The 26,396-nt window shown below is 56.3% G+C and carries 19 protein-coding genes; 17 read left to right on the top strand and 2 right to left on the bottom strand.

Going from position 1 to position 26,396, the window contains the following annotated elements; all coding sequences use genetic code 11:
• The first annotated feature begins 40 nt into the window (after window positions 1-40).
• From prfB to argH, 9 genes are all read left to right on the top strand, one after another.
• Window positions 41-1,154, top strand: a protein-coding gene (gene prfB / locus AC0YNU_RS31275; RefSeq protein WP_475763671.1) for a peptide chain release factor 2 whose coding sequence is annotated in 2 segments (ribosomal slippage) — window positions 41-112 and window positions 114-1,154 — 1,113 coding nt in all. Because the reading frame shifts where the segments join, the coding sequence is not laid out codon by codon here.
• Between the two features lie 263 nt (window positions 1,155-1,417).
• Window positions 1,418-2,257: a YitT family protein gene (locus AC0YNU_RS31270; RefSeq protein ID WP_475763669.1), complete on the top strand. Its 840-nt coding sequence runs from the start codon at window positions 1,418-1,420 to the stop codon at window positions 2,255-2,257.
• 134 nt (window positions 2,258-2,391) lie between these two features.
• The gene (gene argC, locus AC0YNU_RS31265; protein WP_475763667.1) at window positions 2,392-3,441 is read left to right on the top strand and encodes an N-acetyl-gamma-glutamyl-phosphate reductase; all 1,050 of its coding nucleotides are present in this window, start codon (window positions 2,392-2,394) and stop codon (window positions 3,439-3,441) included.
• Window positions 3,442-3,481: 40 nt separating this feature from the next.
• Complete coding sequence (gene argJ, locus AC0YNU_RS31260; RefSeq protein WP_475763665.1) at window positions 3,482-4,723, top strand: bifunctional ornithine acetyltransferase/N-acetylglutamate synthase; 1,242 nt, start codon at window positions 3,482-3,484, stop codon at window positions 4,721-4,723.
• Window positions 4,724-4,749: 26 nt separating this feature from the next.
• Window positions 4,750-5,538, top strand: a complete 789-nt coding sequence (gene argB, locus AC0YNU_RS31255; protein ID WP_475763663.1) for an acetylglutamate kinase — start codon at window positions 4,750-4,752, stop codon at window positions 5,536-5,538.
• Between the two features lie 32 nt (window positions 5,539-5,570).
• Window positions 5,571-6,785: an acetylornithine transaminase gene (locus AC0YNU_RS31250; protein ID WP_475763661.1), complete on the top strand. Its 1,215-nt coding sequence runs from the start codon at window positions 5,571-5,573 to the stop codon at window positions 6,783-6,785.
• Between the two features lie 16 nt (window positions 6,786-6,801).
• Window positions 6,802-7,761 (top strand): ornithine carbamoyltransferase, encoded by a 960-nt coding sequence (argF, locus tag AC0YNU_RS31245; RefSeq protein ID WP_475763659.1) that lies wholly within the window; start codon window positions 6,802-6,804, stop codon window positions 7,759-7,761.
• A gap of 233 nt (window positions 7,762-7,994) precedes the next feature.
• Window positions 7,995-9,230: an argininosuccinate synthase gene (locus AC0YNU_RS31240; RefSeq protein WP_475763657.1), complete on the top strand. Its 1,236-nt coding sequence runs from the start codon at window positions 7,995-7,997 to the stop codon at window positions 9,228-9,230.
• 153 nt (window positions 9,231-9,383) lie between these two features.
• Window positions 9,384-10,799, top strand: coding sequence for an argininosuccinate lyase (argH, locus tag AC0YNU_RS31235; protein WP_475763655.1), 1,416 nt, complete (start codon window positions 9,384-9,386; stop codon window positions 10,797-10,799).
• Window positions 10,800-11,026: 227 nt separating this feature from the next.
• Here argH and AC0YNU_RS31230 read toward each other — a convergent pair whose 3' ends face one another.
• Window positions 11,027-12,514: a VanW family protein gene (locus tag AC0YNU_RS31230; protein ID WP_475763653.1), complete on the bottom strand. Its 1,488-nt coding sequence runs from the start codon at window positions 12,512-12,514 to the stop codon at window positions 11,027-11,029.
• 234 nt (window positions 12,515-12,748) lie between these two features.
• Between AC0YNU_RS31230 and ftsE the strand changes: the two genes are divergently transcribed.
• The 7 genes from ftsE to uvrA all read left to right on the top strand — a co-directional run bounded on the left by ftsE (window position 12,749) and on the right by uvrA (window position 23,800).
• On the top strand, window positions 12,749-13,435 hold the full coding sequence (ftsE, locus tag AC0YNU_RS31225) for a cell division ATP-binding protein FtsE (RefSeq protein WP_475763651.1): 687 nt from the start codon (window positions 12,749-12,751) through the stop codon (window positions 13,433-13,435).
• The gene (gene ftsX / locus AC0YNU_RS31220; protein ID WP_475763649.1) at window positions 13,425-14,342 is read left to right on the top strand and encodes a permease-like cell division protein FtsX; all 918 of its coding nucleotides are present in this window, start codon (window positions 13,425-13,427) and stop codon (window positions 14,340-14,342) included. Before ftsE ends, ftsX begins: the two co-directional genes overlap by 11 nt.
• Window positions 14,343-14,354: 12 nt before the next feature.
• Entirely contained in the window at window positions 14,355-15,530 is a 1,176-nt protein-coding gene (locus AC0YNU_RS31215; protein ID WP_475763647.1) for a murein hydrolase activator EnvC family protein, read from the top strand.
• Window positions 15,531-15,669: 139 nt separating this feature from the next.
• Window positions 15,670-17,139: a S41 family peptidase gene (locus AC0YNU_RS31210; RefSeq protein WP_475763645.1), complete on the top strand. Its 1,470-nt coding sequence runs from the start codon at window positions 15,670-15,672 to the stop codon at window positions 17,137-17,139.
• Window positions 17,140-17,265: 126 nt separating this feature from the next.
• Window positions 17,266-18,573, top strand: coding sequence for a PDZ domain-containing protein (locus AC0YNU_RS31205; RefSeq protein ID WP_475763644.1), 1,308 nt, complete (start codon window positions 17,266-17,268; stop codon window positions 18,571-18,573).
• A 325-nt stretch (window positions 18,574-18,898) separates the two neighbouring features.
• Window positions 18,899-20,902: an excinuclease ABC subunit UvrB gene (uvrB, locus tag AC0YNU_RS31200; protein ID WP_475763642.1), complete on the top strand. Its 2,004-nt coding sequence runs from the start codon at window positions 18,899-18,901 to the stop codon at window positions 20,900-20,902.
• 21 nt (window positions 20,903-20,923) lie between these two features.
• Window positions 20,924-23,800: an excinuclease ABC subunit UvrA gene (gene uvrA, locus AC0YNU_RS31195; protein WP_475763640.1), complete on the top strand. Its 2,877-nt coding sequence runs from the start codon at window positions 20,924-20,926 to the stop codon at window positions 23,798-23,800.
• 208 nt (window positions 23,801-24,008) lie between these two features.
• Here the strand turns inward: uvrA and AC0YNU_RS31190 are convergent, their stop codons facing one another.
• On the bottom strand, window positions 24,009-25,619 hold the full coding sequence (locus tag AC0YNU_RS31190) for a nitrite/sulfite reductase (RefSeq protein ID WP_475763638.1): 1,611 nt from the start codon (window positions 25,617-25,619) through the stop codon (window positions 24,009-24,011).
• 299 nt (window positions 25,620-25,918) lie between these two features.
• Between AC0YNU_RS31190 and AC0YNU_RS31185 the strand changes: the two genes are divergently transcribed.
• A complete protein-coding gene (locus AC0YNU_RS31185; protein WP_475763636.1) occupies window positions 25,919-26,134 on the top strand; it encodes a hypothetical protein in 216 nt (71 codons plus the stop codon).
• Window positions 26,135-26,396: the final 262 nt, after the last annotated feature.

Genomic DNA, 26,396 nt, shown 5'->3' with positions numbered 1-26,396 from the left:
GCTAGGGCAATGAACCGAATGTTGAGGTGAAGCGATAGTCATGATAGATATCACGGTGAAACAGGATCTGCGTGAAATGGCGAAGCGTCTCCAAGAACTCAGGGGGTCTCTTTGACTTAGATATTAAGCAAGAGATGATTTTGAACTTCGAGGAGAAAATGAGCGCCCCCGACTTCTGGGACGACAATGAACGCGCCCAAAGCACCATCGCCGAGATGAATGCCGTTAAATCCGTCGTGGATGATTACGAACGGATGCAGAGCGAGCAGGAAGATCTGGAGACGATGCTGGAGCTGGCGGAAGAGGAAGACGACGAGGAAATGGACGCCGAGCTCAAGAAAAGCGTGGCGGCTCTCGTGGCTAAAGTAGGCGAGTTTGAATTGCAGCTGCTGCTCTTCGAGCCTTACGATAAGCTGAACGCGATCCTCGAGCTGCATCCGGGCGCCGGCGGCACGGAGTCGCAGGACTGGTGCCAGATGCTGTACAGAATGTATACGCGCTGGGCCGAGAAGCACGGCTTTAAAGTGGAGCTGCTCGATTATTTGGCCGGAGACGAGGCGGGTATCAAGAGCGTCACGATTTCCGTTAAAGGCCATAATGCGTACGGGTACTTGAAAGCGGAGAAAGGCGTGCACCGGCTCGTGCGGATTTCTCCGTTCGACGCCGCGGGCCGCCGTCACACTTCCTTCGTATCCTGCGATATCATGCCGGAGATCGACGACGATATCGAAATCGATATCCGCAGCGAAGATTTGAAGGTCGATACGTACCGGGCGAGCGGCGCCGGCGGACAGCACATTAATAAGACGGAGTCGGCGATCCGGATTACGCATGTACCGTCAGGCATCGTCGTCTCGTGCCAAACGCAGCGTTCGCAGATCCAGAACCGGGAGCGCGCCATGCAGATGCTTCGTTCCAAGCTCTACGAGCGCAAGATCGAAGAACAGCAGAAGCACCTCGCGGAAATTCGCGGCGAGCAGTCCGATATCGCATGGGGCAGCCAAATCCGCTCCTATGTGTTCCACCCGTACAGCATGGTGAAGGATCACCGTACTTCGGTGGAAACCGGCAACGTCGGCGCGGTCATGGATGGAGACTTGGATGCGTTCATCGACGGCTATCTGCGCAGCAAAATCCGCCATGAGGACAATTAAGCCCAAGGCATGCATAGGCAAGGCAAAGAGTTCCGACACTGATAAGTGTTGGAACTCTTTTTTTGTGTCATAAGAAGAGGCTCCTACTGTTTCAGCCGATACCACACGCGACACACGCGACATACGCGACCAAGCTATTTGGGATATAGATGTAGGGACGATAGAAACCAGCTTAGAGTGGCAGAAGATAAAGGGGCGAAATACGCATGAATGAGCAACCGAGTAACCGAAGCGGAACAACCAATAAGCGAAAGGCGCGCGTTATGAATCCCAGAGCGGAAGCGCTGCTCAGCGTCGTACTGCTGCTGGCGGGGGCTTTCCTCATCGCGGCCAGCTTCAATCTGTTTCTCGTACCGCTCGGCATCGCATCCGGCGGCGTGTCGGGCATATCGATCCTCGTTAATCATGAGACGGGCATTCAGCCCGCTTATACGCAGTGGGCGCTTAACGTGCCCCTGTTCTTGCTTGGGCTGTGGCTTTTAGGAAAGCGATTCGCGCTCAAGACCGCTCTCGGGTCCTTCGTCCTGCCGCTGCTCGTCCTGGTCACCTCGGATTGGACGCCGCCGACGGATAATGCGATGCTGGCTTCCATCTACGGCGGCATCGGCGTCGGAGCGGGGCTCGGCTTGGTCTTTCGAGGCAAGGCGTCGACAGGCGGGCTCGATCTGGCGGCGCAGCTGCTGCATCGCTATACCGGCGTGCGTCTGGGACTCGCGGTTGCGGCGTTCGATGGAATCGTCATTGCATCGGCAGGTATACTGATCGCGCCGGAGAATGCGCTGTATGCGCTGGTGGGCTTGTTCGCGACAAGCAAGACGATCGATTTTGTTCAAACGGGCCTGGCGATCTCGAAAGTAGCGTTTGTCATATCGGATCACCCGGAGGCGATTACGCAAACGGTATTGCATGATTTGGACCGCGGCCTCACGAAGCTGGACGGACATGGGGGATATACGGGAGAGTCGCGGGCCGTGCTGATGATCGTCGTCGGCAGAGGTGAAGTATCGAGGCTGAAAAGCCTTGTAAGAGCAGCAGATCCAAGCGCGTTCGTAATCATCAGCGACACGGCCGAAGTGCTGGGCGAAGGCTTCCAATTGCCATGAAAAACAGCCGAATTTGGCGTTGTATTTATATGAATTCGTATGTATAATAATACAGAGCAAAAGCTATTTCCACGATCCTTCCGTTTGTGTACAATGAATTACTAGGAAGGATAAGGATGGGAGAGAGAACGGATATGAGCACAGTGGTTAGAGCGGCAATTATCGGATCGACCGGTTACGGCGGCGTGGAGCTGATCCGGCTTCTGGCGGGTCACCCGCAGGTAGAAGTGACGTCGGTCGTATCTTCATCGAGCGCAGGCGCGCCGATCGCGGAGGGCTATCCGCATTTGAACGAAATTCGCACCGACTTGTTGGATGACGTCGATCCGGCGCTCCTCAAGAAGAAAGCTGATGTCGTGTTTATCGCGACGCCCGCGGGCGTTGCGTCCAAAATAACCCCTTCGCTTCTTGCAGAAGGCTTGAAGGTCATCGATATTTCCGGCGATCACCGTTTGAAGGACCGTTCGGAATACGAGACGTGGTACAAAAAAGAGCCTGCGGCGCAGGAATACTTGGATCAAGCGATATTCGGTCTCTGCGAGGTATATGGTGAATCCGTGCGTGGCGCTGAGTTTGTCTCCAATCCCGGCTGTTTCCCGACGGCGACGCTGCTTGGACTGGTACCTGCCGTCAAAGCGGGTCTCATCGATCCGGCTTCGATCATTATCGATGCCAAATCCGGCGTTTCCGGTGCGGGCCGCGGCGTAAGCCTCGGTAATCACTACGCGGAAATCAACGAGAACTTTAAGGCATACAAGCTGAATAAGCATCAACATATTCCCGAAATCGAGCAAGTACTTACGGATATCGCAGGCATCAAGGTCGTGACGACGTTCTCGACGCATCTCGTGCCGATGACGCGAGGAATCATGAGCACGATGTACGCTTCCGTGAACGGTAAGGCTACGAACGAAGATTTCGTGTCGCTGTACCGCAATTATTACGAAGGCCGTCCTTTCGTGCGTATTCGCCAGGAAGGCACCTATCCGACGACCAAGGAAGTCTCGGGCTCCAACTATTGCGACATCGGCTTCTCCGTCGATCCGCGCACGAACCGCGTCACGATCGTATCGGTCATCGATAATCTCGTGAAAGGTGCCGCGGGCCAGGCCATTCAGAACCTCAATCTGATGATGGGCTGGGACGAGTCGTTGGGCCTCCGCTTCGTACCGGTTTATCCTTAAAATAGAACCTACACTGCCGAGAAGGAGAAGCGATTGAAAAATGGGACAGGGGAACACATCCGCATCATACACGGTCGTACCGAATGGCTCGGTCACGACCCCCAAAGGCTTTAAAGCCGCAGGCTTGCATTGCGGCCTGAAGAAAACGACGCGCCATGACTTGGGCGCCATCGTATGCGACGTACCCGCGGCGGCGGCCGGCGTGTACACGACCAACGCGTTCCAGGCGGCGCCGATCGCCGTCACGCGCGAAAGCATCGGCGCGAGCGGCAAGCTGCGCGCGGTCATCGTCAACAGCGGCAACGCCAATGCTTGCACCGGCAAGCAAGGCGAAGCCGATGCGTACGAGATGCGCAGCGCGTTCGCGTCTGCGATCGGCATACCGGCAGAGCAGGTGGCCGTAGCGTCCACGGGCGTAATCGGCGAATTGCTGAAGATGGACCGCGTTCGCGGCGGCATCGAGGAGCTGCCTGCACGGCTGGGCGACTCCTATCAAGCGGCGGATGATTTCTGCCAGGCGATTTTGACGACGGACCTCGTGAAGAAGGAAGTGTGCGTCTCCGTTACGGTCGACGGCCGTACCGTTCATATCGCCGGCGCGTCCAAAGGGAGCGGCATGATTCATCCTAACATGGCGACGATGCTCGGTTTCGTGACGACGGATGCGGCTATCGGCAGCGAGACGCTGCACAAGCTGCTTCGCCAAGTGACGGACCTGACGTTTAATATGATCACGGTCGACGGCGATACAAGCACGAACGATATGCTGGTCGCGATGGCGAGCGGATTGGCAGCCAACGACGAGCTGAACGAGTCGCATGCGGATCTTGCGGCCTTCGCCGAGGGGCTTCGTTATGTATGCGAAGTACTGGCCAAAGCGATTGCGCGCGACGGCGAAGGCGCGACCAAACTGGTCGAGGTGCAAGTGCGAGGCGCGGAGAACGCTGTATCGGCGCAAGCGATCGCCAAGACGGTTATCGGCTCGTCGCTCGTGAAGTCCGCCGTGTTCGGCGCGGATGCCAACTGGGGCCGAATCATTGCGGCGGTGGGCCGCGCCGGCGTGCCGGTCAATCCGGAGACGGTCGATATCGCGCTGGGCGACATCGTGACGCTTACGCAGTCCCGTCCCGTGGCGTTTGACGAAGACGCCGCACTGGAGTACCTGAAGGGTGACACAGTCATCATCTACGTCGATCTGCATATGGGTGAAGGCGCCGCGACCGCTTGGGGCTGCGACCTGACCTATGATTACGTCCGCATCAACGCGGCGTATCGGACTTAATGGATAGAGGGGAACGGAAGAATCCTATGGAAACGCGGTTTGTCATGAAATGCGGAGGCAGCACGCTTGCGGCGCTGCCGGCTTCCTTTTTCGAAGATTTACGCGACTTGCAGGCGCGGGGCGTCAAAGCGGTCATCGTTCACGGCGGCGGGCCGGCGATTTCCGAGACGCTCGGCAAGCTCGGCATCGAGAGCGAGTTCGTAGGCGGTTTGCGCAAGACGAGCAATGAGGTTCTCGACGTTGTGGAAATGGTGCTCGCAGGACGCATCAACAAAGAAATCGTTCGCCGCATTCAGCAGAGCGGAGCGAAGGCGCTTGGCCTTTCCGGCGTGGACGGCGAATTGATCAAGGCGCAGCCGGTGGCCCATGCCGCTGAGATCGGCTTCGTCGGCGACGTGACGGACGTCAACGCAGCTATTATCGAGGGCGTGATGGGGATGGGCTACATACCGGTCATCGCTCCGATCGGCATCGATGCAGCGGCGCAGCGCTATAATATCAACGCGGATACGGCGGCGGGAGCAGTTGCTTCCCATCTCGGCGTAGAGCGGATGATCGTCGTGACCGACGTGCCGGGCATCATGAAGACGGTCGAAGGCAAGAAGCAGGTGCTTCCGACGGTAACCGTGGAAGAGATCGAAGCCATGATCGCGAGCGGCGAGATTTACGGCGGCATGATTCCGAAGGTGCGTGCGGCGATTGCCTGCATACAAGGCGACGTGAAGGAAGTCGTGATCGTGAACGGCGACATGCCGGGCGTGCTCAGCAAAGTCGTGCTCGAGGGCGGCGTCGGTACGCGAATCGTACAGCAATAATCATTTATTCCTTATGAGAGGGTGAACGTAAGATGAGCGATGTGAACAAAAGCGCGGCGGCAAACGAGGGAAGCTCGCTGTTCCCGACGTACGCAAGATATCCGATCTCCTTGGTGAAAGGAGAAGGCAGTTGGCTGTGGGATGACCAGGGTAACAAATATCTGGACTTTATGTGCGGCATTGCGGTCACGAACCTCGGCCACGCGCCGAAGCAGGTGAAGGACGCGCTCGTAAAGCAGCTCGATGAGCTGTGGCATGTCTCCAACCTGTTCCATATTCCGAACCAGGAAGCGGCAGCGAAGCTGCTCACGGACAACAGTCACGCGGACGCGGTCTTCTTCTGCAGCACCGGCGCGGAAGCCAACGAAGCGGCGATCAAGCTCGCTCGCCGTTATCAGCAGAAAGTGAAAGGCAACGGCCGCTACGAGATTCTTACGTTCGCCCAATCCTTCCACGGACGCACGTTGGCGACGCTGACGGCGACCGGCCAAGAGAAAGTGAAAGAAGGCTTCCTGCCGCTGCCGGAAGGTTTCCGTTATATTCCGCTGCATGACATCGAAGCGCTGGAAGCGGCGATTACCGATAAGACGGCTGCGGTCATGATCGAGACGATCCAAGCCGAAGGCGGCATTATCCCGGTAGAACCGGCCTTCCTTCAGCATTTGGCGAAGTTGTGCAAAGAGCACGGCGTTCTGCTCATCGTTGACGAGATTCAAACCGGCATGGGCCGTACCGGCAAGATGTTCGGTTTCCAGCACTACGGGATCGAGCCGGATATTTTCACCCTGGCCAAAGGGCTCGGAAGCGGCTTCCCGGTCGGCGCCATGCTGGCCAAAGGCGAACTGGCCGAGGCATTCTCGGCAGGCAGCCACGGTTCCACGTTCGGCGGAACGCCGATTGCGACTGCCGTCGTGAAGGCGACGATCGAAACGCTGCTGAAGGAGAAAGCGGCCGACCGCGCAGCGGAAACGGGCGAATACCTGATGAATGAATTGCGCGGCAAGCTGGCCGACAATCCGTTCGTGAAGGAAGTTCGCGGCAAAGGCTTGTTAGTGGGCATCGAGTGCGCAGGGCCGGTCGCGCCGATCATTGCGGAAGGACAGAAGCGCGGCTTGCTCGTCATCACGGCGGGACCGAACGTCGTTCGCCTGCTCCCAAGCCTGCTCGTATCGCGTGAGGAAGTCGATCAAGCGGTAAGCATCCTGACCTCGATTTTCGCAGACCAAACGGCTGCGGCGCAGTTGTAACGAGAGGAGATTCACCATGTCCCAATTGTTCAAAGAAGAACTCGCGGTTAGCCTCAAAGGCCGCGATTTTATAGAATTGTCCGATTACACGCCGGATGAAATCCGGTACCTGATCGATCTGGCGATCGAGCTGAAGCGCAAGCTCAAAGCGGGCGAGACCCATCACCCGCTGAAGGGCAAGACGCTCGGGATGATTTTCGAAAAATCGTCCACGCGTACGCGCGTTTCTTTCGAGGTCGGCATGTACCAGCTCGGCGGCCAAGCGCTGTTCCTGAGCCGCAACGATCTTCAGATCGGCCGCGGCGAGACGGTGTCCGATACCGCGCAGACGTTGTCGCGCTACCTCGACGGCATGATGATCCGAACCTTCGCGCATCGCACGGTCATCGAGCTTGCCCGCGCCGCGACGGTTCCGGTCATTAACGGCCTTACGGACTTGGCGCATCCGTGCCAAGTGCTGGCCGACTACCAAGCGGTATTGGAGCATAAAGGCCGCCTGGAAGGACTCAAAATCGCCTATATCGGCGATGGCAACAACATGGTGCACTCGCTGCTCATCGGCGCTGCCAAGCTCGGCATGCATATGTCCGTGGCGACGCCGGAAGGCTACGAACCGGACGAAGATGTCGTTCGCATGACGAAGGAATACGCGGCTGAGACCGGCTCGCGCATCCATGTCTGCCGCGATCCGCGCGAAGCGGTTGCCGATGCGGACGTCATCTACACGGACGTATGGGCAAGCATGGGCTTCGAAGCGGAACAGAAGGAGCGCGAGCTCGCGTTCGCGAACTTCCAGGTCAACGAAGAGCTCGTCAGCCACGCGAAGAGCGACTTCATCTTCATGCACTGCCTCCCAGCGCACCGCGGCGAGGAAGTCAGCGAAGGCATTATCGACGGCAAGCATTCCATCATTTTCGATCAAGCGGAGAACCGCCTGCACGCGCAGAAAGCGATCATGGCCGCGATTATGGGTTAATATTTGAGGGAATTTCAAAGGCATGCCCTGCAGTCGATACGGGTCTACAACCGCTGTTGTAGTCGGATTTTTAATTGTCGAATGATTTATCGGTTAAAATCCGTCTACAAAGGCGAACGCTAACGCTTTTCCGACTCCGTACCGCCCTCCGGGCACTTCTTTAACGAACTTCCCTCGGGCGGGGCAGGCAGTAAACTTCATATTATAAATTACTTTTCAAGGGAGCGTTTTAATTGGCTAAGGAAAAAATCGTTCTTGCATACTCCGGCGGACTAGACACGTCGGTCATTCTAAAATGGCTCAAAGAAACCTACGACGCGGAAATCATCGCCTTCACCGCCGATATCGGACAGAAGGACGAGCTCGACGGCCTGGAAGAAAAAGCGCTGGCAACGGGCGCTTCCAAAGTATACATCGACGACCTGCGCGACGAGTTCGCGCAAGATTTCATCTACCCGATGTTCCAATCGGGCGCGCTGTATGAAGGCCAGTACCTGCTCGGCACGTCGATCGCGCGTCCGCTGATCGCGAAACGCATGGTCGATATCGCCCGCGCGGAAGGCGCAACGGCGATCGCGCACGGTGCGACAGGCAAAGGAAACGACCAAGTACGCTTCGAGCTGACGGCGGCTGCGCTGGCTCCGGACATCGCGGTAATCGCGCCTTGGCGCCTTGAAGAATTCCGCGAGCAGTTCCCGGGCCGCGCCGAGATGATCGCATACGCCGAGAAGCATAACATCCCGGTACAAGCGTCCGCGGCGAAGCCGTACTCGATGGACCGCAACCTGCTGCACATCAGCTTCGAAAGCGGCATGCTGGAGGATCCGTGGTTCGATCCGAGCAGCGACGAGAACAAAGGCATGTTCGTTCTGTCCGTAGCTCCCGAGGATGCGCCGGATCAATCCGAATACGTCGAGCTGACATTCGAAGCCGGCAACTGCATCGCCGTGAACGGTGAGCAGCTGAGCCCGCTGCAGGTGATGGAGAAGCTGAACGAGCTGGGCGGCAAGCACGGCATCGGACGCGTCGACATGGTCGAGAACCGTTTCGTCGGCATGAAGAGCCGCGGCGTGTACGAGACGCCGGGCGGCACGATTCTTTTCACAGCGCACCGCAAAATGGAGTCCCTCACGATGGACCGCGACGTCATGCATCTGCGCGATTCCTTGATTTCCAAATACGCTTCGCTCGTCTACAACGGCTTCTGGTTCGCGCCTGAGCGCCTTGCGCTGCAAGCCCTCGTGCTGGAAAGCCAGAAGAACGTAACCGGCGTCGTTCGCTTGAAGCTGTACAAAGGCAATGTTATCGGCGCAGGCGTCAAGAGCCCAGTCAGCCTGTACAACCCGGACATCGCGACGATGGAAGCCGATCCGTCCAAAGCGTACGACCAAGGCGACGCAACCGGCTTTATCCGCTTGAACGCGCTGCGTTTGAAAGTTTCTTCCGGCGTAGAGCAAAACAAGAAATAAGCAGCGATAATAGGGCGGCCCCTGGGCACGCCATATCGGCGAAACGAGGCCAGACCGGCCTGAGCTCGCCTGTCCAACTGACCCGGTCCGGGGTGAATCGCCGGGCCGGGTCGTTCGGCAATAAGGCATGAAACGATAAAGGAGTGCGGCATTGTGAGCAAATTGTGGGGCGGCCGGTTTACGAAGAAGACCGACCAATTGGTAGAAGAATATACGGCATCGATTACGTTTGATAAAGAATTGGCGGAAGAAGACATTCAAGGCAGTTTGGCGCATGTGACGATGCTGGGCAAGCAGGGCATCCTGCCGGCGGCGGACGTGGAGACGATCAAGGACGGTCTGCACCGCGTGCTGCAGCGGATCAAGCGGGGCGACCTGGAATTTGCGATCGCCGATGAAGACATTCATATGAACATCGAGAAAACGCTGATCGACGACGTTGGTCCGGTCGGCGGCAAGCTGCACACGGGACGCAGCCGCAATGACCAAGTGGCGACGGACATGCACCTGTATCTGCGCAAGCGCGTCGTCGAGTTCGTCGACTTGCTGCTGAAGCTGCAGGAAGCGCTCGTGCAGCAGGCCAAAGCGAACATCGACACGATCCTCCCGGGCTATACGCATCTGCAGCGCGCGCAGCCGATCCTGTTCGCGCATCACATGATGGCCTACGTCAGCATGTTCGGCCGCGACATCGAGCGTCTGCAGGACAGCTATAAGCGCGTTAACATGCTGCCTCTCGGCGCCGGTGCGCTGGCGGGCACGACGTTCCCGATCGACCGTCACTTCGTGGCGAGCCAGCTCAAATTCGACCGCGTGTACGAGAACAGCCTGGATGCGGTAAGCGACCGCGACTTTATCCTGGAATTCCTGTCGCATGCGTCGATCATCATGATGCACCTGTCGCGCCTGAGCGAAGAGCTTATTCTGTGGTCGAGCACGGAGTTTCATTTCGTGGAGCTGGACGACGCGTTCTGCACGGGCAGCAGCATCATGCCGCAGAAGAAGAACCCGGACGTGCCTGAGCTTGTCCGCGGCAAAACCGGTCGTGTCTACGGCAATCTCGTCGGCTTGCTGACGGTGCTGAAATCGCTGCCGCTCGCGTACAACAAGGACATGCAGGAAGACAAAGAAGGCATGTTCGATACGGTCCGCACGCTGCAAGGCGCGCTTCAGCTGTTCGCGCCGATGATCGCGACGATGAAGGTCAACAAAGACCGGATGCGTCAGGCGGTCAACCAAGACTTCTCCAACGCGACGGACATCGCCGACTTCCTCGTCGGCAAAGGATTGCCGTTCCGTCAAGCGCATGAAGTCATCGGCAAGACGGTGCTCTACTGCATCCAGCAGGGCAAATATTTGCTCGATCTAACGCTGGACGAGTTCAAGCAGTTCTCCTCGCTGTTCGACGATCGGATCTACGCCGTGCTGCAGCCGGAAAATGTCGTGAACGCCCGCGACGTTTACGGCGGTACGGCAACGAAGCAAGTATCGGACGCGATCGTCCGTGCGGATAATGAGCTGGCTGGTACGGCAGCTTGGGTGAAGGAATACGCGGAGCGCAGCAACTAGGCAACTAGCCGCTTCTCCTACATGGCATATCATCAGAAAGCCCCGTCTCGGGCTGACCTTAAGCGGTCGGCATCGCGGCGGGGCTGTTTTGCATGTACATGTTTTCGATTCGGTTGTTTGTTTCCCGCATGAGGCCCCCAACGACGATGCACCACTCCAACAACCGGTACCTTCAGCTGCTCCTGGACCTACGCCGAAGCTCCATTCTCCATCAGCTGCTTCTTGACCTACTCCGAGACGCCATCCTCCAGCAGCGGCTTCTCATCGTCCTCGCTTCCACCTGGAGAGGTTTGTTCCGGAGCAACGGCATAGACCGCCGGCTGCGCCTTGTACGTATCCCGAGATATCCGCTTGCTGGCAACGACTTTCCCGTCCACGAGCTTGGAGCGGAACGTCTCGACGACGTAGCCGGATTTACCTGGCGTGAGCAGCAGCCGGGAGCCAGGGTCGAGGGAAGCTCGGGCCACTTCTTTGATTGTCGGCGCGATCGTGCTGAGCGTCTTGGACGTAATTTTGTAGCTGACGTTCTTCGGCATCGTCCCGAACAGCTTGACGGTCAACTGCCGGTTATTCACGACCGTGCGGACGACCAACGTCTTGCCCGTCGTGTTTTTGAAACGGAAATTGATCGCGCCCTCCGCGAAAGTCGCGTCCTGGCCCATCGGCAGATAAGCGACGGGCAGAGAATGGTTTCGCCGCTCTACCAGCTCGAGCCCCGCGCGCAGCACCGCATTGTACAGCGTGCTGGACACTTGGCAGATACCGCCGCCGACGCCATCGACGAACGCGCCGTTCAAGATGACCGGCGCCGCGCGGTATCCGTAATGCTCGTTCGTGGCCGCAACCACTTTGCTGTAGTCGAACACTTCGCCGGGAGCGAGCTCCCAATCGTTCAGCGAGCGGGCAGTCATTTCCACGTTATAGGCACGTCCGGAGCCGCTCGTACGGAAACTCGTGGTGAAGGATGCAATCATTCGGGTAACGCCCTCGGCCTTCAGGCGATCGAGCGTAATTGCCGGATGCACGACTTTCAGCTCTACGGGGATCGCGATCGGCTTCAAGCTGCTGCTCCAATCCTGCCCGAGCACTTGTCCGAGCGCCTGCGCGGCACGCGAGAACATCGTGTCGGGATCCAGCCGGAAGGCGTCTTTGTGCGGCGTATAGACGATGCTGTCGTCGTCCCGGATCTTCCGCGTTGCATTGACAGGTTCCCCGGCTTCAAGGTAGCCCCATGCTTTTCGCATCTGTTTGAGGAATATGGTCCGATCCCAGCTCATACCGAGCACCACTTGACCGGGAAAATGCCAACGCGTCTTGGCACGTGTCATCAGGCTGCCCTTCTCCAGTGTCTCGAGCGCTTGGATCGCCGGCTTCGCGTTAATTGTGAAGCCCAGCTCCGCCAGCGTCCAAGATTTCCGCACGGTGTTGGAGGGACCGCCGGTTGCGGTCAGGCGAAGCTGCTCCAGCGCGGTTTTACGGTCGGCCAGCTTCTGCTTCGCCTCTGAAATATCCATGCCGCCAAGGTCGATGGCTGTCCCACCCTCGGGTAGAAGGGGCTTATTCTTACCCGTGTTAGTGGCATCTATCTGCAATTCAAGCGCTCTCGGTACGGAATGCTGCGAGGCATAGATCCACACGCCGCCCCAGCCGGAGGAAAACAGCAGCAGGCATAGCACAATCAATGTCCACACGATATGGATTCCTTTCGTTTTCAAGGCTCGTCAACTCCTTGGGCGATGATTCTTACATGTATATGCGCGTCCAAGCGAGGTTTTGCCAAAACCTTTCCGACTCCGAACATTTGTCGAAAAATCTTTACTTTTATCCCCATTGTCACTGGAAATACCTTCATGAGAATTATGAAAATTGGAGAAATCAGGACTTTCGTAGAGGATTTCCCGTCCTTATGTCGAATATCTAAAAGCTGACTACCTACAGGATGTGATAAAGTGATCGAGCTTCAAGACATTTGGAAAACGTACGCAGACGGCACTCATGCGCTGCGCGGCGTTTCCGTTCTTATAGAGCGCAATGAATTCGTTTACCTGGTCGGGCCTTCCGGGGCCGGCAAGTCGACCTTCATGAAATTAATATACCGTGAGGAAATCCCGACCAAGGGGCAAATTTCCGTCAACGGCTTCAATATTGGCAAGCTGAAACCGCGCAAAATCCCGTACGTCCGCCGCAACATCGGCGTTATTTTTCAAGATTATCGGCTGCTGCCAAAGCTGACCGTGTTTGAGAACATCGCCTTCGCGATGGAAGTGATCGAAGCGCCTAAGCGCATTATCAAGAAAAGAACGATGGAAGTGCTCGAGCTTGTCGGCCTTCGCGGGAAGCATGCCAGCTTGCCGCAGCAGCTGTCCGGCGGCGAACAGCAGCGTGTCGCCATCGCGCGCGCCATCGTCAACAATCCGTCCGTCATCGTGGCGGATGAGCCGACAGGCAACCTCGATCCCGAGACCTCATGGGGCATCATGAACCTCCTGGAAGAGATTAATTTCCGCGGCACGACCATCGTCATGGCTACGCATAACAAGGAAATCGTCAATACGCTCCGCAAACGCGTCATCGCCATCGAGAACGGTACGATCGTGCGAGACGAAGCGAGAGGAGAGTACGGGTATGAAAATTAGCACCGTGCTGCGCCATCTTCGCGAAGGCGTCAAGAACGTGGTGCGCAATGGATGGATGACCTTCGCCTCCGTGAGCTCTATCGTTATTTCGCTGTTCATCCTCGGCGTGTTTCTTCTGCTGGCGCTGAACGTCAACAATTTGGCCGATCAGATCGAAAGCCAGGTTCAAATCCGGGTCTATTTGCAGTTAGGCACGCCGGAGGCCAAGGTGAACGAGCTGAAGAATGCCATCGGCAATATCCCGGAAGTGAAGAAAGTCGTCTTCGTTTCCAAGGAGCAAGGGCTGAAGGATTTGCGCACCAGCATCGGCGCGGACGGGTCGGAGCTGCTTGAAGGCTACGACGATACGAATAATCCGCTGCCGGATTCCTTCACGGTCGACGTGTTCGATCCGCAGAATATCGCCTACGCCGCGAAGAAAATCGACGCGATCGGCAGCGCGGATACGAGCAAGCCGATTTCGAGCGTGAAATACGGGAAGGGAACGGTCGAGACGCTGTTCCGAGTGACGAATGCCGTCCGTAATATCGGCCTCGTCGTCGTCATCGGCCTCGCAATAACCGCGATGTTCCTCATTTCCAACACGATCAAGATGACCATATTGGCACGTCGGCGCGAGATCGGCATCATGAAGCTCGTTGGGGCGACCAACAACTTTATCCGCTGGCCGTTCTTCATCGAAGGCGCGTTAATCGGCATCATCGGCTCTGTGATTACGACCGTCCTGCTTCTGTTCGGTTATTCGGAGTTGGTGCAGGCCTCGCAGTTCGAGCTCGGCTTGATGATGATCAAGCTGGTGACGCTGAAGGACGCGGGCTTCACCATTTCGGCCGTGACGCTGGCGCTGGGCACGCTGATCGGCATTTGGGGAAGTACGTTATCCGTCCGGAAATATTTGAAAGTGTAGGTGACTGTGGACGTGAAGAAAGGCTTATTGGCTATCGCGATCATCGTTTTGGCTGTATACATCTTTCAACCGACGCAAGGCGAAGCTTCATCGCAGCTGGATAAGATCAACAAGGAGCTCGCGAAGGTCCGTCAGGAGATGAGCGCGGCTACGCATAACCGCAATCAGGCGGATAAAGACAAAGAATATATTTTGTCGATGAAAGACAAGACGGCGAAGTCCGTCACCGAGATCGTCACTCAGATCAATGAGGTCGGCGGCCAGTTGAATGCGGTGCAATCGCAAATCGACGACAAGGAAACGCAGGTCAAGCAGGCTGGCGCGGATCTCGAAGCCGCAGAGGACAGGATCGAGAAGCAGGACAAGCTGCTGCAATCGCGCGTCCGTCTCATGTACACGAACGGTCTCGTATCCTATCTGGACGTGCTGCTGAGCGCGACAAGCTTCAGCGATTTCATCGACCGCATGGACTCGCTGTCGTCCATTCTCGGTCAGGACCGCGAGATTCTGGCAAGCCGGAAGAAAGACAAGGTGCTGGTCGAAGAGAAGAAACAGGAAGTCGAGAATAAGCTGGCAGAAGTGAAGACGATGTACGGCAAGCTGGCCGGTTATCATGATCTCCTGAAGGACAAAGAGAAGCAGAAGGAAGTCATGGTGCTGAAGTATAAAGACCAAGCGGACGAACTCGACGAAATTAGCAGCGATCAAGAAGAGTTGCTCATGAAATTGGCGAAGCAAGTGTCCGATTTGGAAGCGAAGAAGAAGACGATTAAAGTCTACTATAATCCTGGTGGCAAGCTCGGCATGCCGCTCCGTGCCAGCTGGCACCTTAGCTCGCCGTTCGGCTACCGGATTCATCCGGTTACGGGCGTGAGGAAGCTGCACACCGGCATGGACATGGCGGTTCCGAAGGGTACGCCGATCTACGCGGCGGAGTCCGGCGTTGTCATCGTCGCCCAATGGTGGAGCGATTACGGAAACTGCGTCATTATCGACCACGGCGGCGGCTTATGGACCATTTACGGCCATATTCGCGACGGCGGCATCAAGGTCGAGAAGGGACAAGCGGTCAAGCGCGGTCAGAAGATCGCGGAGGTCGGCAGCACGGGCATGTCCACGGGGAATCATCTTCATTTCGAAGTGCGATTGAATGAGAAGGCCGTCAATCCGGCGCCATACTTGAAATAAATAACGGGCTCGAGCTCATAAGCTCCATGCCGACCGACATCGCCGCACCCGGAGCTTAATAATTGGGTGCGGCTTGTCATATACTAGGAAAGTTGGAATACCGCCGCCGGCCTGGCCGGGGCAATAAAGGGGTGTTAACGTGCAGTTTAAGGGACGAACAGTGGCGGCGTTTATTTTGCTTACGATGGTGGCTTCCGTGCTGGTCACGCTGACGGTTGCGGATCGTTTCATCGTCATCGGAAGCGAAGGGACGGCGGCAAGAGCCGCGTCATCGGAATCGTCCGAACCCTATGGGTTAAGCGAGAAGGAGCTTCGCAAATTAAATACCGTGCTCGGATTAATCGAGACGAAATATTTCCGCGGCGTGGACCGTACGAAGGTGATGGACGGCGCGGTAAACGGCATGATGACGGCGCTCGGCGACCCGTATTCGGTCTACATGGAGAAGAGCGTTGCGAAACAGTTCTCCGAAACGATCGAAGGCTCGTTCACGGGCATCGGGGCAGGCGTTCAAATCAAGGAAGGTAAAATCACCGTGGAATCGGCGATCAAAGGCTCGCCGGCGGAGCGGGCGGGCGTCCTTCCGAATGACGTTCTGCTCTCGGTGAACGGCGAGAAGCTTGCAGGGCTGTCCTTGAACGACGCCGTGGCGAAGATTCGCGGGCCGAAAGGCTCGAAGGTCAAGCTGTCGATCCAGCGCTCGGGTCTATCCCAGCCGCTGCAGCTGACGATCGTCCGCGACGACATCGATTACGAGACTGTCTACGCTCATCTTCGGAGCGACGGGATTGGCGTGATCGAAATCCGCCAGTTCTCCCTGAATACGGGCGATCGTTTCGCCGAGGAACTGGACAAGCTGGAGAAGCAGCATATGAAGGCGCTCATCATCGACGTGCGCGGCAATCCTGGCGGCGTACTGCCAGTCGTCGTATCCGTCGCCCAGCCGTTCGTGCCCAAGGGCAAGCCGATCGTGCAGGTGGAGGATAAGAATGGCCACCGGGAGAAGACGGTTTCGAAAGGAAACGGCAGGACGTATCCCGTCGCAGTCCTTATGAACAAGGGAAGCGCAAGTGCCTCCGAGGTATTGGCAGGCGCGCTCAAGGAAGAAGCGAATGCCGTATTGGTCGGCGAAACTTCGTTCGGCAAAGGCACGGTTCAAGTCAGCTACGACAAGCAGCTGGCGGACGGCAGCCTGATCAAGATGACGATCGCGAAGTGGCTGACGCCGCTTGGCAACTGGGTGCACGAGAAAGGTCTGAAGCCGGACGTTGCGGTGAACCCGCCGGATTACTATACGGCGGCGCGCATGTCCAAGACGAAGACGCTCATGCCGGACACGATCGATGAGAACACGAAGAGCCTGCAGATCATGCTTGCAGGTCTGGGCTACAGCGTTGACCGCAAAGACGGTTACTACAGCCCGGCGACGGCAGACAGCGTTCGCTCGTTCCAGACGAAGGCGGGATTGCCTGCGACCGGCAACACGGACGTCGCGACGGCCGAGAAGATCGAGCAGCAGCTCATCGCGAAGATTCGCGACGAGAAGAGCGATACGCAGCTTCAGAAAGCCGTAAGCGTACTTCAAGCCAAGCTGGTGAATGCAAAATAACCCAGCAGGGATTGAGCCATAAATGTCGAATAGGAAGAAGGTTAGTATTCGCTCGTTTAGGGATACGGCCTTCTTTTTTATTTAGGGGATCCATTGATGCGATAAATTCATGAACGCAAGGGGGGGATGAAGCGATTGGATGCGGTGTGGGATGTGCTTCAACTAGCGGGATCGGCGGCGCTGGGGCTGTTGTTGTCTCCGTTTTATTATATCGGCGTACTTCTTATCATGCTGCAATATTTTCGTCAAACCCGGCTTGAACGGAAGCTGTTTCATGTGCGACTGCACGCATGGCCGAATCAGCTGGCCAAGACGATGGGCGCGGGATTGGTCGTCGGCGTTGTACTTACGCTGGCCGGATTGTTTCTCGGTGTGACGGTCGACAGCGATGCGGTGCTTTGGTTGTGGGGAACGGCCGTCGTGCTGCTGCTCGTTCGCGTGCGGTACCTCTGTTTTGCTTACAGCGCGGGTATGCTTGGCCTCCTTCAATGGGGGCTTGGCTGGACGGCGCTCGATGGAAGGGGCGATTGGCTGGGGGAGGCGGCCCGCTCGATCGGCGCTCTGGATATTCCGGGGCTGCTCGTGCTGGTTTCGCTGATGCATATCGCCGAAGGATTGTTGGTGCGCTGGCAGGGAGCGCAATTCGCAAGCCCGCTCTTCCTGGAGGGCAAGCGCGGCAAGCTTGTTGGCGGTTATATGCTGCAAGGCTACTGGCCCGTACCGATGCTCCTTCTAGTGCCGGCTGCTGCCGGAAGCGGAGGCGTAGACTTGTCTTGGTCGCTGCTGCTGGGCGATGGCACTGCATGGAGCCATGGCGTAACGATGATCGGCTTCCCCATGATGATCGGCTTTACGGAGCTGACGCGGACGATGCTGCCGGAGGCCAAAGCCCGCAGCGCCTCGAAAGCACTGCTGGTGTACGGCGTAATGGTCGGCGTCGCGGCTGTAGCAGCCTCGTTCTGGGCGCCGTTCATGCTCGCTGCTGCGCTTTGTGCGCTATTGCTCCATGAGGCGCTAGTAGCGGTCAGCTATTATAAGGAAGACGCGAATTCGCCGCTATATGTCCATGACGACCGCGGGTTGCGTATCCTGGCCGTCATACCGGGGACGCCGGCGGAAGCCATGGGGCTGCAGGCAGGTGAAATCATCCAGAAGGTCAACGGAACGCGCGTGAAGACCAAAGAAGAGCTTCACGCCGCGCTGCATATCAATTCGGCTTTCTGCAAATTAGAGGCCATCAACCTGGAGGGGCATGTGAAATTCGTGCAGCGTGCAAGGTTCGCAGGCGAGCATCATCAGCTCGGCGTCGTGCTCTCGCCGGATGATCAGGCCGGCTATTACGCCGCCGCATCGCCGGCATCGTTGTTCGATTTGCTGCGCAAGCGGACGGCTAAGAGCCGGAACCGTCAGGCGTCCACGTCTTCCTCTTTATAAGCGTAGCTGCAAGCCCGCCTACTGTTGCTTCTGACAGGAGGTGGGTTTTTTCGTCACGCATGCCGCCAATTTCCTTGGCTTGGAATCCATAACCATTCATTGCATCGCCAAAGGGAACACGGTATAATATACAAGAATGGGAACACATATTCTTATGTCAGCTTTCTTATTGCGGCTGTTGACGGATATAGGAATCATGAACTTGTTTATCGGTCATTCGGATACGTGTAAATTACGATTGCCGTCTATTTTTTCGAGGCATAATGGGCATACAAATTAATAGGCATTTTTCATAGAAGACATAGGATTGGGGTGTAGTGAATTTATGGTTGAACAGCAGGGTCAAGGCAGGCTTTTCGAGCTGAAGTCGGATTATACGCCTCAAGGCGACCAGCCGAAAGCGATCCAGCAGCTCCTGGAAGGCGTGGAAGCGGGCGCTGTGCATCAGACGCTGCTCGGCGCGACCGGCACGGGAAAGACGTACACGATCGCCAATACGATCGCGAAGCTGAACCGGCCCACGCTCGTCATCGCGCATAACAAGACGCTGGCCGCGCAGCTTTGCAGCGAGTTCAAGGAATTTTTCCCGGACAACGCGGTCTCCTATTTCGTCAGCTATTATGATTATTATCAACCGGAAGCCTACATCCCGTCCTCGGATACGTTCATCGAGAAGGATTCCAGCATCAACGACGAGATCGACAAGCTGCGCCACTCCGCGACGAGCTCGCTGTTCGAACGTCGTGACGTCATTATCGTTGCGAGCGTGTCCTGCATCTACGGTCTCGGGTCTCCGATCGAGTACGGGAAGCTGGTGCTCAGTCTGCGCGTCGGCATGGAGAAGTCGCGGGATGCGATTCTGCATAAGCTTGTCGACATTCAATACCAGCGCAACGATATCAACTTCATTCGCGGCACCTTCCGCGTTCGCGGCGACATCATTGAGATTTTCCCGGTAGCGAATAATGAACGCGCGATGCGCGTGGAATTGTTCGGCGACGAAATCGAACGCATTACCGAGATCGACGTGCTGACCGGCGAGATCGTCGGCGAGCGCGATCATGTCGCGATTTTCCCGGCCTCTCACTTCGTTACGCACGAGGATACGATGAAGGTCGCCATCAAGAACATTGAGCGCGAGCTTGAAGAACGTCTTGCGGAGTTTCGCGAGCAAGGGAAGCTTCTGGAACTGCAGCGGCTGGAACAGCGGACGCGTTACGATCTGGAGATGATGCAGGAGATGGGCTTCTGCAGCGGGATCGAGAACTATTCCGGGCCGCTCACCTTCCGGGAGCGGGGAGCTACGCCGTATACGCTGATGGATTATTTCCCCGACGACATGCTCATCGTTATCGATGAGTCGCATGTGACGCTTCCGCAGATCCGCGCCATGTACAACGGTGACCGCGCGCGCAAAGAAGTGCTCGTGGACCACGGCTTCCGGCTGCCGTCCGCCATGGACAACCGGCCGCTTCGGTTCGAGGAATTCGAGAAGAAAGTGAAGCAGGCGATTTATGTTTCTGCAACGCCGGGCCCTTATGAACTAGAGCATTGTCCGGAGATGATCCAGCAGATCATCCGTCCGACGGGGCTCCTGGATCCGATCGTCGAAGTGCGCAAGACCAAAGGGCAGATTGACGATCTGCTCACCGAGATCCGAGATCGCATCGCCAAGGATGAGCGGGTCCTCGTCACGACGCTGACGAAGAAGATGTCGGAAGACCTGACCGATTATTTGAAGGATGTCGGCATTAAAGTTCGGTACCTGCATTCCGATATCAAGACGCTCGAGCGGTTGGCGATCCTGCGCGATCTGCGGATCGGGACGTTCCATGTGCTTGTCGGCATTAACTTGCTCCGGGAAGGCTTGGATTTGCCGGAGGTCTCGCTGGTTGCCATTCTGGATGCCGACAAGGAAGGTTTCCTTCGTTCCGAACGATCGCTGATTCAAACGATGGGCCGCGCGGCGAGGAATTCCGAGGGCAGGGTTATCATGTACGCCGACCGCCATACGGATTCCATGAATACCGCCATCGGCGAGACCGAGCGCCGTCGCGCCATTCAGATCGCCTATAACGAGAAGCATGGCATAACGCCGCAGACCATTAGCAAGAAAGTGCATGACGTGATCGAAGCTACCAAGGCGGCCGAACAGAAAAGCGATTATTTGACGGGCATCGGCGTCGACAAGATGTCGAAGAAAGAGCGTCAGTCGCTGCTGCAGCGTCTGGAAGCAGAGATGAAGGAAGCGGCCAAGAGCCTGCAGTTCGAGCGTGCGGCCGAGCTTCGCGACGCGCTGCTTGAGCTCAAAGCGGAGTTGGGCCTGTAGGCCGGGAGGAGAGGTAAGACAGTGGCTAGTGATTCAATCGTAATTAAAGGGGCGCGAGCCCATAATCTCAAAAATATCGACGTGACGATTCCTCGCGACAAATTTGTCGTATTGACAGGCCTCAGCGGCTCCGGCAAGTCTTCCTTGGCCTTCGACACCATCTATGCGGAAGGGCAGCGCCGGTACGTCGAGTCGTTGTCGGCGTATGCGCGCCAATTTCTTGGGCAGATGGAGAAGCCGGATGTGGATTCTATTGATGGGCTATCGCCCGCCATTTCCATTGACCAGAAGACGACGAGCCGCAACCCGCGTTCCACGGTCGGGACGGTGACGGAAATATACGATTATCTGCGGCTGTTGTTCGCCCGCGTAGGCAAGCCGCATTGCCCGGACCACGGCATCGAGATTACGTCGCAGACCGTGGAGCAGATGGTCGACCGTATCATGGAATATCCGGAGCGGACGCGGCTGCAAATTATGGCGCCGATCGTGTCGGGACGCAAGGGTGAACATACCAAGTTGCTGGCGGACGTGCAGAAGCAGGGGTTTGTTCGTATCCGCGTTAACGGCGAGCTTCGGGAATTGAGCGAGAGCATCGAGCTGGAGAAGAACAAGAAGCATAATATCGAGGTGGTCGTCGACCGGATCGTCGTGAAGGAAGACATTCACAGCCGGTTGGCCGATTCGCTCGAGACCGCGTTGAAGTTGTCGGGCGGTCAGGTGCTTGTCGACGTCATGGAGAAGGAAGAGCTGCTGTTCAGCTCGAATTTGGCTTGTCCGATCTGCGGATTCAGCATCGACGAATTGGCGCCGCGGATGTTCTCGTTCAACAGTCCTTACGGTGCATGCCCGGACTGTGACGGCTTAGGCGCCAAAATGATCGTCGATCCCGATCTGCTCGTGCCGGATTTGAGCAAATCGATCGAGGAAGGTGCGTTCGAAGCTTGGGCAGGCAGCACGTCCAATTACTATCCGCAGTTTCTTGAGGCAGTCTGCAAGCATTACGGCATCCCGCGCGATGTGCCTGTCAGCGAGCTGACCGCCGAACAGATGAAGAAACTGCTGAACGGAACGGGCGGCGAACGGGTGCGTTTCCGCTACCAAAATGATTTCGGACACTCCAAGGAAGCGCTCGTGCCGTTCGAAGGCATCGTGAATAACCTGGAGCGCCGTTACCGGGAGACGGGATCGGAAGGCATACGCGAGCATATCGAGCAGTATATGAGCGCCAAGCCATGCTCCGGCTGCAAGGGTCATCGCTTGCGGAAGGAAAGCCTGGCAGTGACGATCGGCAGCCAGAATATATCGTTTGTCACCTCGCTGTCGATCGGCGAAGCGGAACGTTTCTTTAATGGTCTTGATCTGACGGAGAAAGAATTGCTGATCGCCAATCTAATCCTTAAAGAAATCAATAGCCGGCTCGGTTTCCTCGTGAACGTCGGACTGGAATACTTGTCGCTGAACCGAGCCGCGGGTACGCTCTCCGGCGGGGAAGCGCAGCGGATCCGATTGGCGACGCAGATCGGTTCAAGCTTGATGGGCGTTCTCTATATTCTTGATGAGCCGAGTATCGGTCTTCATCAGCGCGACAATGACAAGCTCATTCAGACGCTGGAGCATATGCGCAATTTAGGCAATACGCTGATCGTCGTCGAGCATGACGAAGATACGATGCTGGCTAGCGATTATATTATCGATATCGGACCGGGCGCGGGCATCCACGGCGGTCAAGTCGTCTCGATGGGAACGCCGAAGGAAGTGATGGCGGACGAGAATTCGCTTACGGGCGCTTACCTAAGCGGCCGCAAATTCATTCCTGTTCCGCTGAAGCGCCGGGAGACGAAGGACAAATGGCTGGAAGTACGCGGCGCGAAGGAGAACAACCTGCGCAGCGTCAATGCCAAGTTCCCGCTCGGCGTGTTCACGGCAGTGACAGGCGTGTCCGGCTCCGGTAAATCGACGCTGGTCAATGAGATTCTATATAAGACGCTTGCGCGTGATCTCAACAAGGCGAAGGTTCGCCCTGGCGAGCATAAGGAAATTCGCGGACTTGAGCATGTCGAGAAGGTCATCGATATCGACCAATCGCCGATCGGCCGTACGCCGCGCTCTAATCCGGCGACCTACACGGGCGTCTTCGACGACATCCGCGATCTGTATGCGTCAACGAACGAAGCGAAGGTGCGCGGCTACAAGAAGGGCCGCTTCAGCTTCAACGTGAAGGGCGGCCGCTGCGAGTCCTGCCGCGGTGACGGCATCATCAAGATCGAGATGCATTTCCTCCCGGATGTGTACGTGCCTTGCGAGATTTGCAAAGGCAAACGGTACAACCGCGAGACGCTTGACGTGAAATACAAAGGCAAGAGCATTGCGGATTTGCTGGAGATGACGATTGAGGATGCCTGCGAATTCTTCCGCAACGTGCCCCGTGTCCATCGCAAGCTGCAGACGCTCCTTGACGTCGGCCTCGGTTATATGAACCTAGGGCAGCCGGCGACGACGCTATCCGGCGGCGAAGCGCAGCGCGTGAAGCTGGCAGCCGAGCTGTATCGCCGGAGCACGGGCAAGATGCTGTACATTTTGGATGAACCGACGACGGGATTGCATGTCGACGATATCGATCGGCTGCTTGTCGTTCTTCACCGCCTGGTAGATTCCGGGGAATCGGTACTGGTTATCGAGCATAACCTCGACGTCATCAAGACCGCAGACTATATCGTGGATCTCGGACCCGAGGGCGGCAATGGCGGCGGTATGATCGTTGCAACCGGTGCGCCGGAAAAAGTCGTCACCGTAGAGGGTTCGTACACGGGTCGCTACTTGAAGCCGATCCTGGAGCGCGACCGTGAACGGACGATTGCCCAGCAGCGCGAGATGCAAAGCGTAGCCGCCGAATAGCGTTTATCGCATGTTTTCAACATGCAGCTGATAGGCCTTAGCATAGGAAAGCCCCTTTTGGACAACGAATGATGGAGAAGCGGATTTGCTTTTGAGCCGCTTCTCCATACTCGCTCCTCAAAGGGGCTTTTTTGCGCTTCCTCGCACGCAATAAAAACCCGGCGGTTCCAATGAAGGAACCGCCGGGTTGAAGGGCTTGATTGAAAGATTAACCAGCTAGAATGGCTGTCAATCTTTCTTGGAATGCCGGAACGCCGACACGATTGACATAGTTATGGAACGTTTCGCTGGACTCGCGTCCCTCTTTATAGAAGTTGAGCAATTGAACAAGCACGCCGCCAAGCTCGTCGCCTTTGACGCGGCCTTTCAATGCGGTGTTGAACTGAGCGCCTGGTCCGAGAATACCGCCGACAGCGATATCGAACGCATCGACCATGCCTTCCGGCGTCTTCACGAGCGCGCCTTGCAGACCGATGTCCGCGATATGCTTCTGTCCGCAAGCGTTCGGGCAGCCGATGAAGTGAATGCGGATTTTTTCGTCCAATTGGATATGCTCGTCCAAATATTCCGCGACGCGGACAGCGCGTTCTTTCGTTTCGACGACGGCCAGGTTGCAGAACTCGTTGCCCGTGCAAGAAACCGTACGGCTCATGAACGGCTTCGCATTCGGCGACAGGCGCTTCAGCACCGGTACTTGCAGCGCTGCTTCTACTTTGTCGTCCGGAATGCCGGCAAGAATGATGTTTTGCGACATCGTCGTACGGATCTTGCCGTCTCCGAATTCGTCGGCTGCGTCAGCCAACTGCTCCAGCTCCGAAGAGTTGGTGCGGCCTACGGGTACGTTCAAACCGATGAAGTTCAAGCCAGTTTCTTTCTGTGGATATACGCCGTCATAGTATACGCCGTTCCAGCCCACCGTTTTGTTTTCGCCGGCGGAAGGCATATCGCCGATGATTTCTTTCAGCTTCTCGAGGAATTTCTCCGGTCCCCAGTCGGCTACGAGGAATTTCAAACGGGCTTGGTGGCGCTTCTCGCGATAGCCGTAATCGCGGAAGATCGTCGTGACGCCGATCGATACCTTCAGTACATCCTCCGGACGAACGAACATATCCAGTTCCTTCGCCATATGCGGCTTCGCGGACAAACCGCCGCCTACATAGATATGGAAGCCGATGACTTCTTCGCCGTCAATCACTTTCGTAGCCGGTACGTACGCCAAATCGTTGATTTCCGCGTTCGCGTTGTTATAGATATTGGACGAGATGGACATTTTATATTTACGAGGCAGGTTGGAGAAATCGCGGTTCATCAAGTAGAAGTCGTTGACTTGCTCGACGATTTCGCGCGTATCCATCAGCTCGTCGCGGTCGATCCCGGCAAGCGGATTGCCGACGATCGTACGCGGGCAGTCGCCGCATGCTTCGTAAGAGTACAGGCCTACGGCTTCCAGTCGGTTGAAGATGTCCGGCAGGTCCTCGACCTTCAGCCAGTGGTACTGAATCGCTTGACGCGTCGTCACGTCGATCAGATCACGACCGTAATCGCGGCCGATCGAAGCGATTGCACGCGCTTGCGCGGACGTCATAATGCCGGTGTTGATTCGGATCCGCATCATGAAGTAGCCTTCGCGGGGCTTCTGCTCATATACGCCGGCCCATTTGAAGCGGTTCATGTCATCCTCGGGAATGGAAGCATAGCCTTCCTTCGAGTACTTGTCGATGATGGTGCGAATTACGTCGAGACCGTCTTTTTCCATTTTAATAAATTCGAATTTATTTAATTTGGAAGGGTCGTTCATCCATACGGCTTCATATGCCATTTTGTTCGTTTCCCCCTTGTGTAATGTCGCCCGGTGCAAGGCATTCGCGAAAATCCGACGATTTTCGTATGATTTCACTAGTATGAATGTACCATAATTCAGATCGACCGACAACGAAAAGCGGGTATCGATTTATAAGAAATTATTATATTTAAAAGCAGGTCTGTTTATAATTAAGAACCCCTTTTGGAAATGGTGACAAACTTGTTACGATTGTCGATTGTGACTTGCAACGGACTCGTGATGAGGCTAACATAGGTAACATAGGCTACGTGCGAAAATGAAGGAGGATCTCACCCATGTTTCTTGCAGAGAACGCATCAACGGCACTCGCGAAGTTCGATCCCATGGATATCATGATGCTGCTGTTTACGATTGTTATTTTCATCGGATGGATTCGTTTGATCATGAATCGTTCGAAGAAAAATCTATTTGCGATCGGATTTACGACAGTTTCGCTGCTCGTATTCCTATTCGCCAATTACGTCATGATTTTCAAAGTTTGGATGTCGTAATACGCGTTTCGCACACATATGATCGGATGCTCGGACGATACTGCCGCCGCCAATCTTGGACTACAAGATTGCGGCGGTTTTTCGTATGTCAGCGTTTGTCATGGCCCAGCAATTGACTGATACGATTGCTGTAACAAAAAAGAAGCCCCAGCCGTCTGATCTGCACCCCTTATAGTGGACATTGGAAAAACACCCTAGTGTTTAAACCGATGAAAACTATAGGGGGTGCTTTTCGTTATGAAAAAACAGGGAGAAAATCATC

The sequence above is a fragment of the Paenibacillus sp. J31P316 genome (assembly GCF_056269105.1).
Note: the sequence above shows the minus strand (reverse complement) of the source record. Positions and strands in the feature narration are given on the sequence as shown.

Bases quoted from the DNA above. Each gene is read 5' to 3' on its own strand.
- argB (WP_475763663.1), top strand. From the start codon at position 4,750: ATGGAAACGCGGTTTGTCATGAAATGCGGAGGCAGCACGCTTGCGGCG.
- uvrB (WP_475763642.1), top strand. From the start codon at position 18,899: ATGGTTGAACAGCAGGGTCAAGGCAGGCTTTTCGAGCTGAAGTCGGAT.
- argF (WP_475763659.1), top strand. From the start codon at position 6,802: ATGTCCCAATTGTTCAAAGAAGAACTCGCGGTTAGCCTCAAAGGCCGC.
- argJ (WP_475763665.1), top strand. From the start codon at position 3,482: ATGGGACAGGGGAACACATCCGCATCATACACGGTCGTACCGAATGGC.
- AC0YNU_RS31250 (WP_475763661.1), top strand. From the start codon at position 5,571: ATGAGCGATGTGAACAAAAGCGCGGCGGCAAACGAGGGAAGCTCGCTG.
- ftsX (WP_475763649.1), top strand. From the start codon at position 13,425: ATGAAAATTAGCACCGTGCTGCGCCATCTTCGCGAAGGCGTCAAGAAC.
- AC0YNU_RS31270 (WP_475763669.1), top strand. From the start codon at position 1,418: ATGAATCCCAGAGCGGAAGCGCTGCTCAGCGTCGTACTGCTGCTGGCG.
- argC (WP_475763667.1), top strand. From the start codon at position 2,392: ATGAGCACAGTGGTTAGAGCGGCAATTATCGGATCGACCGGTTACGGC.
- AC0YNU_RS31205 (WP_475763644.1), top strand. From the start codon at position 17,266: ATGAAGCGATTGGATGCGGTGTGGGATGTGCTTCAACTAGCGGGATCG.
- AC0YNU_RS31185 (WP_475763636.1), top strand. From the start codon at position 25,919: ATGTTTCTTGCAGAGAACGCATCAACGGCACTCGCGAAGTTCGATCCC.
- AC0YNU_RS31190 (WP_475763638.1), bottom strand. From the start codon at position 25,619: ATGGCATATGAAGCCGTATGGATGAACGACCCTTCCAAATTAAATAAA.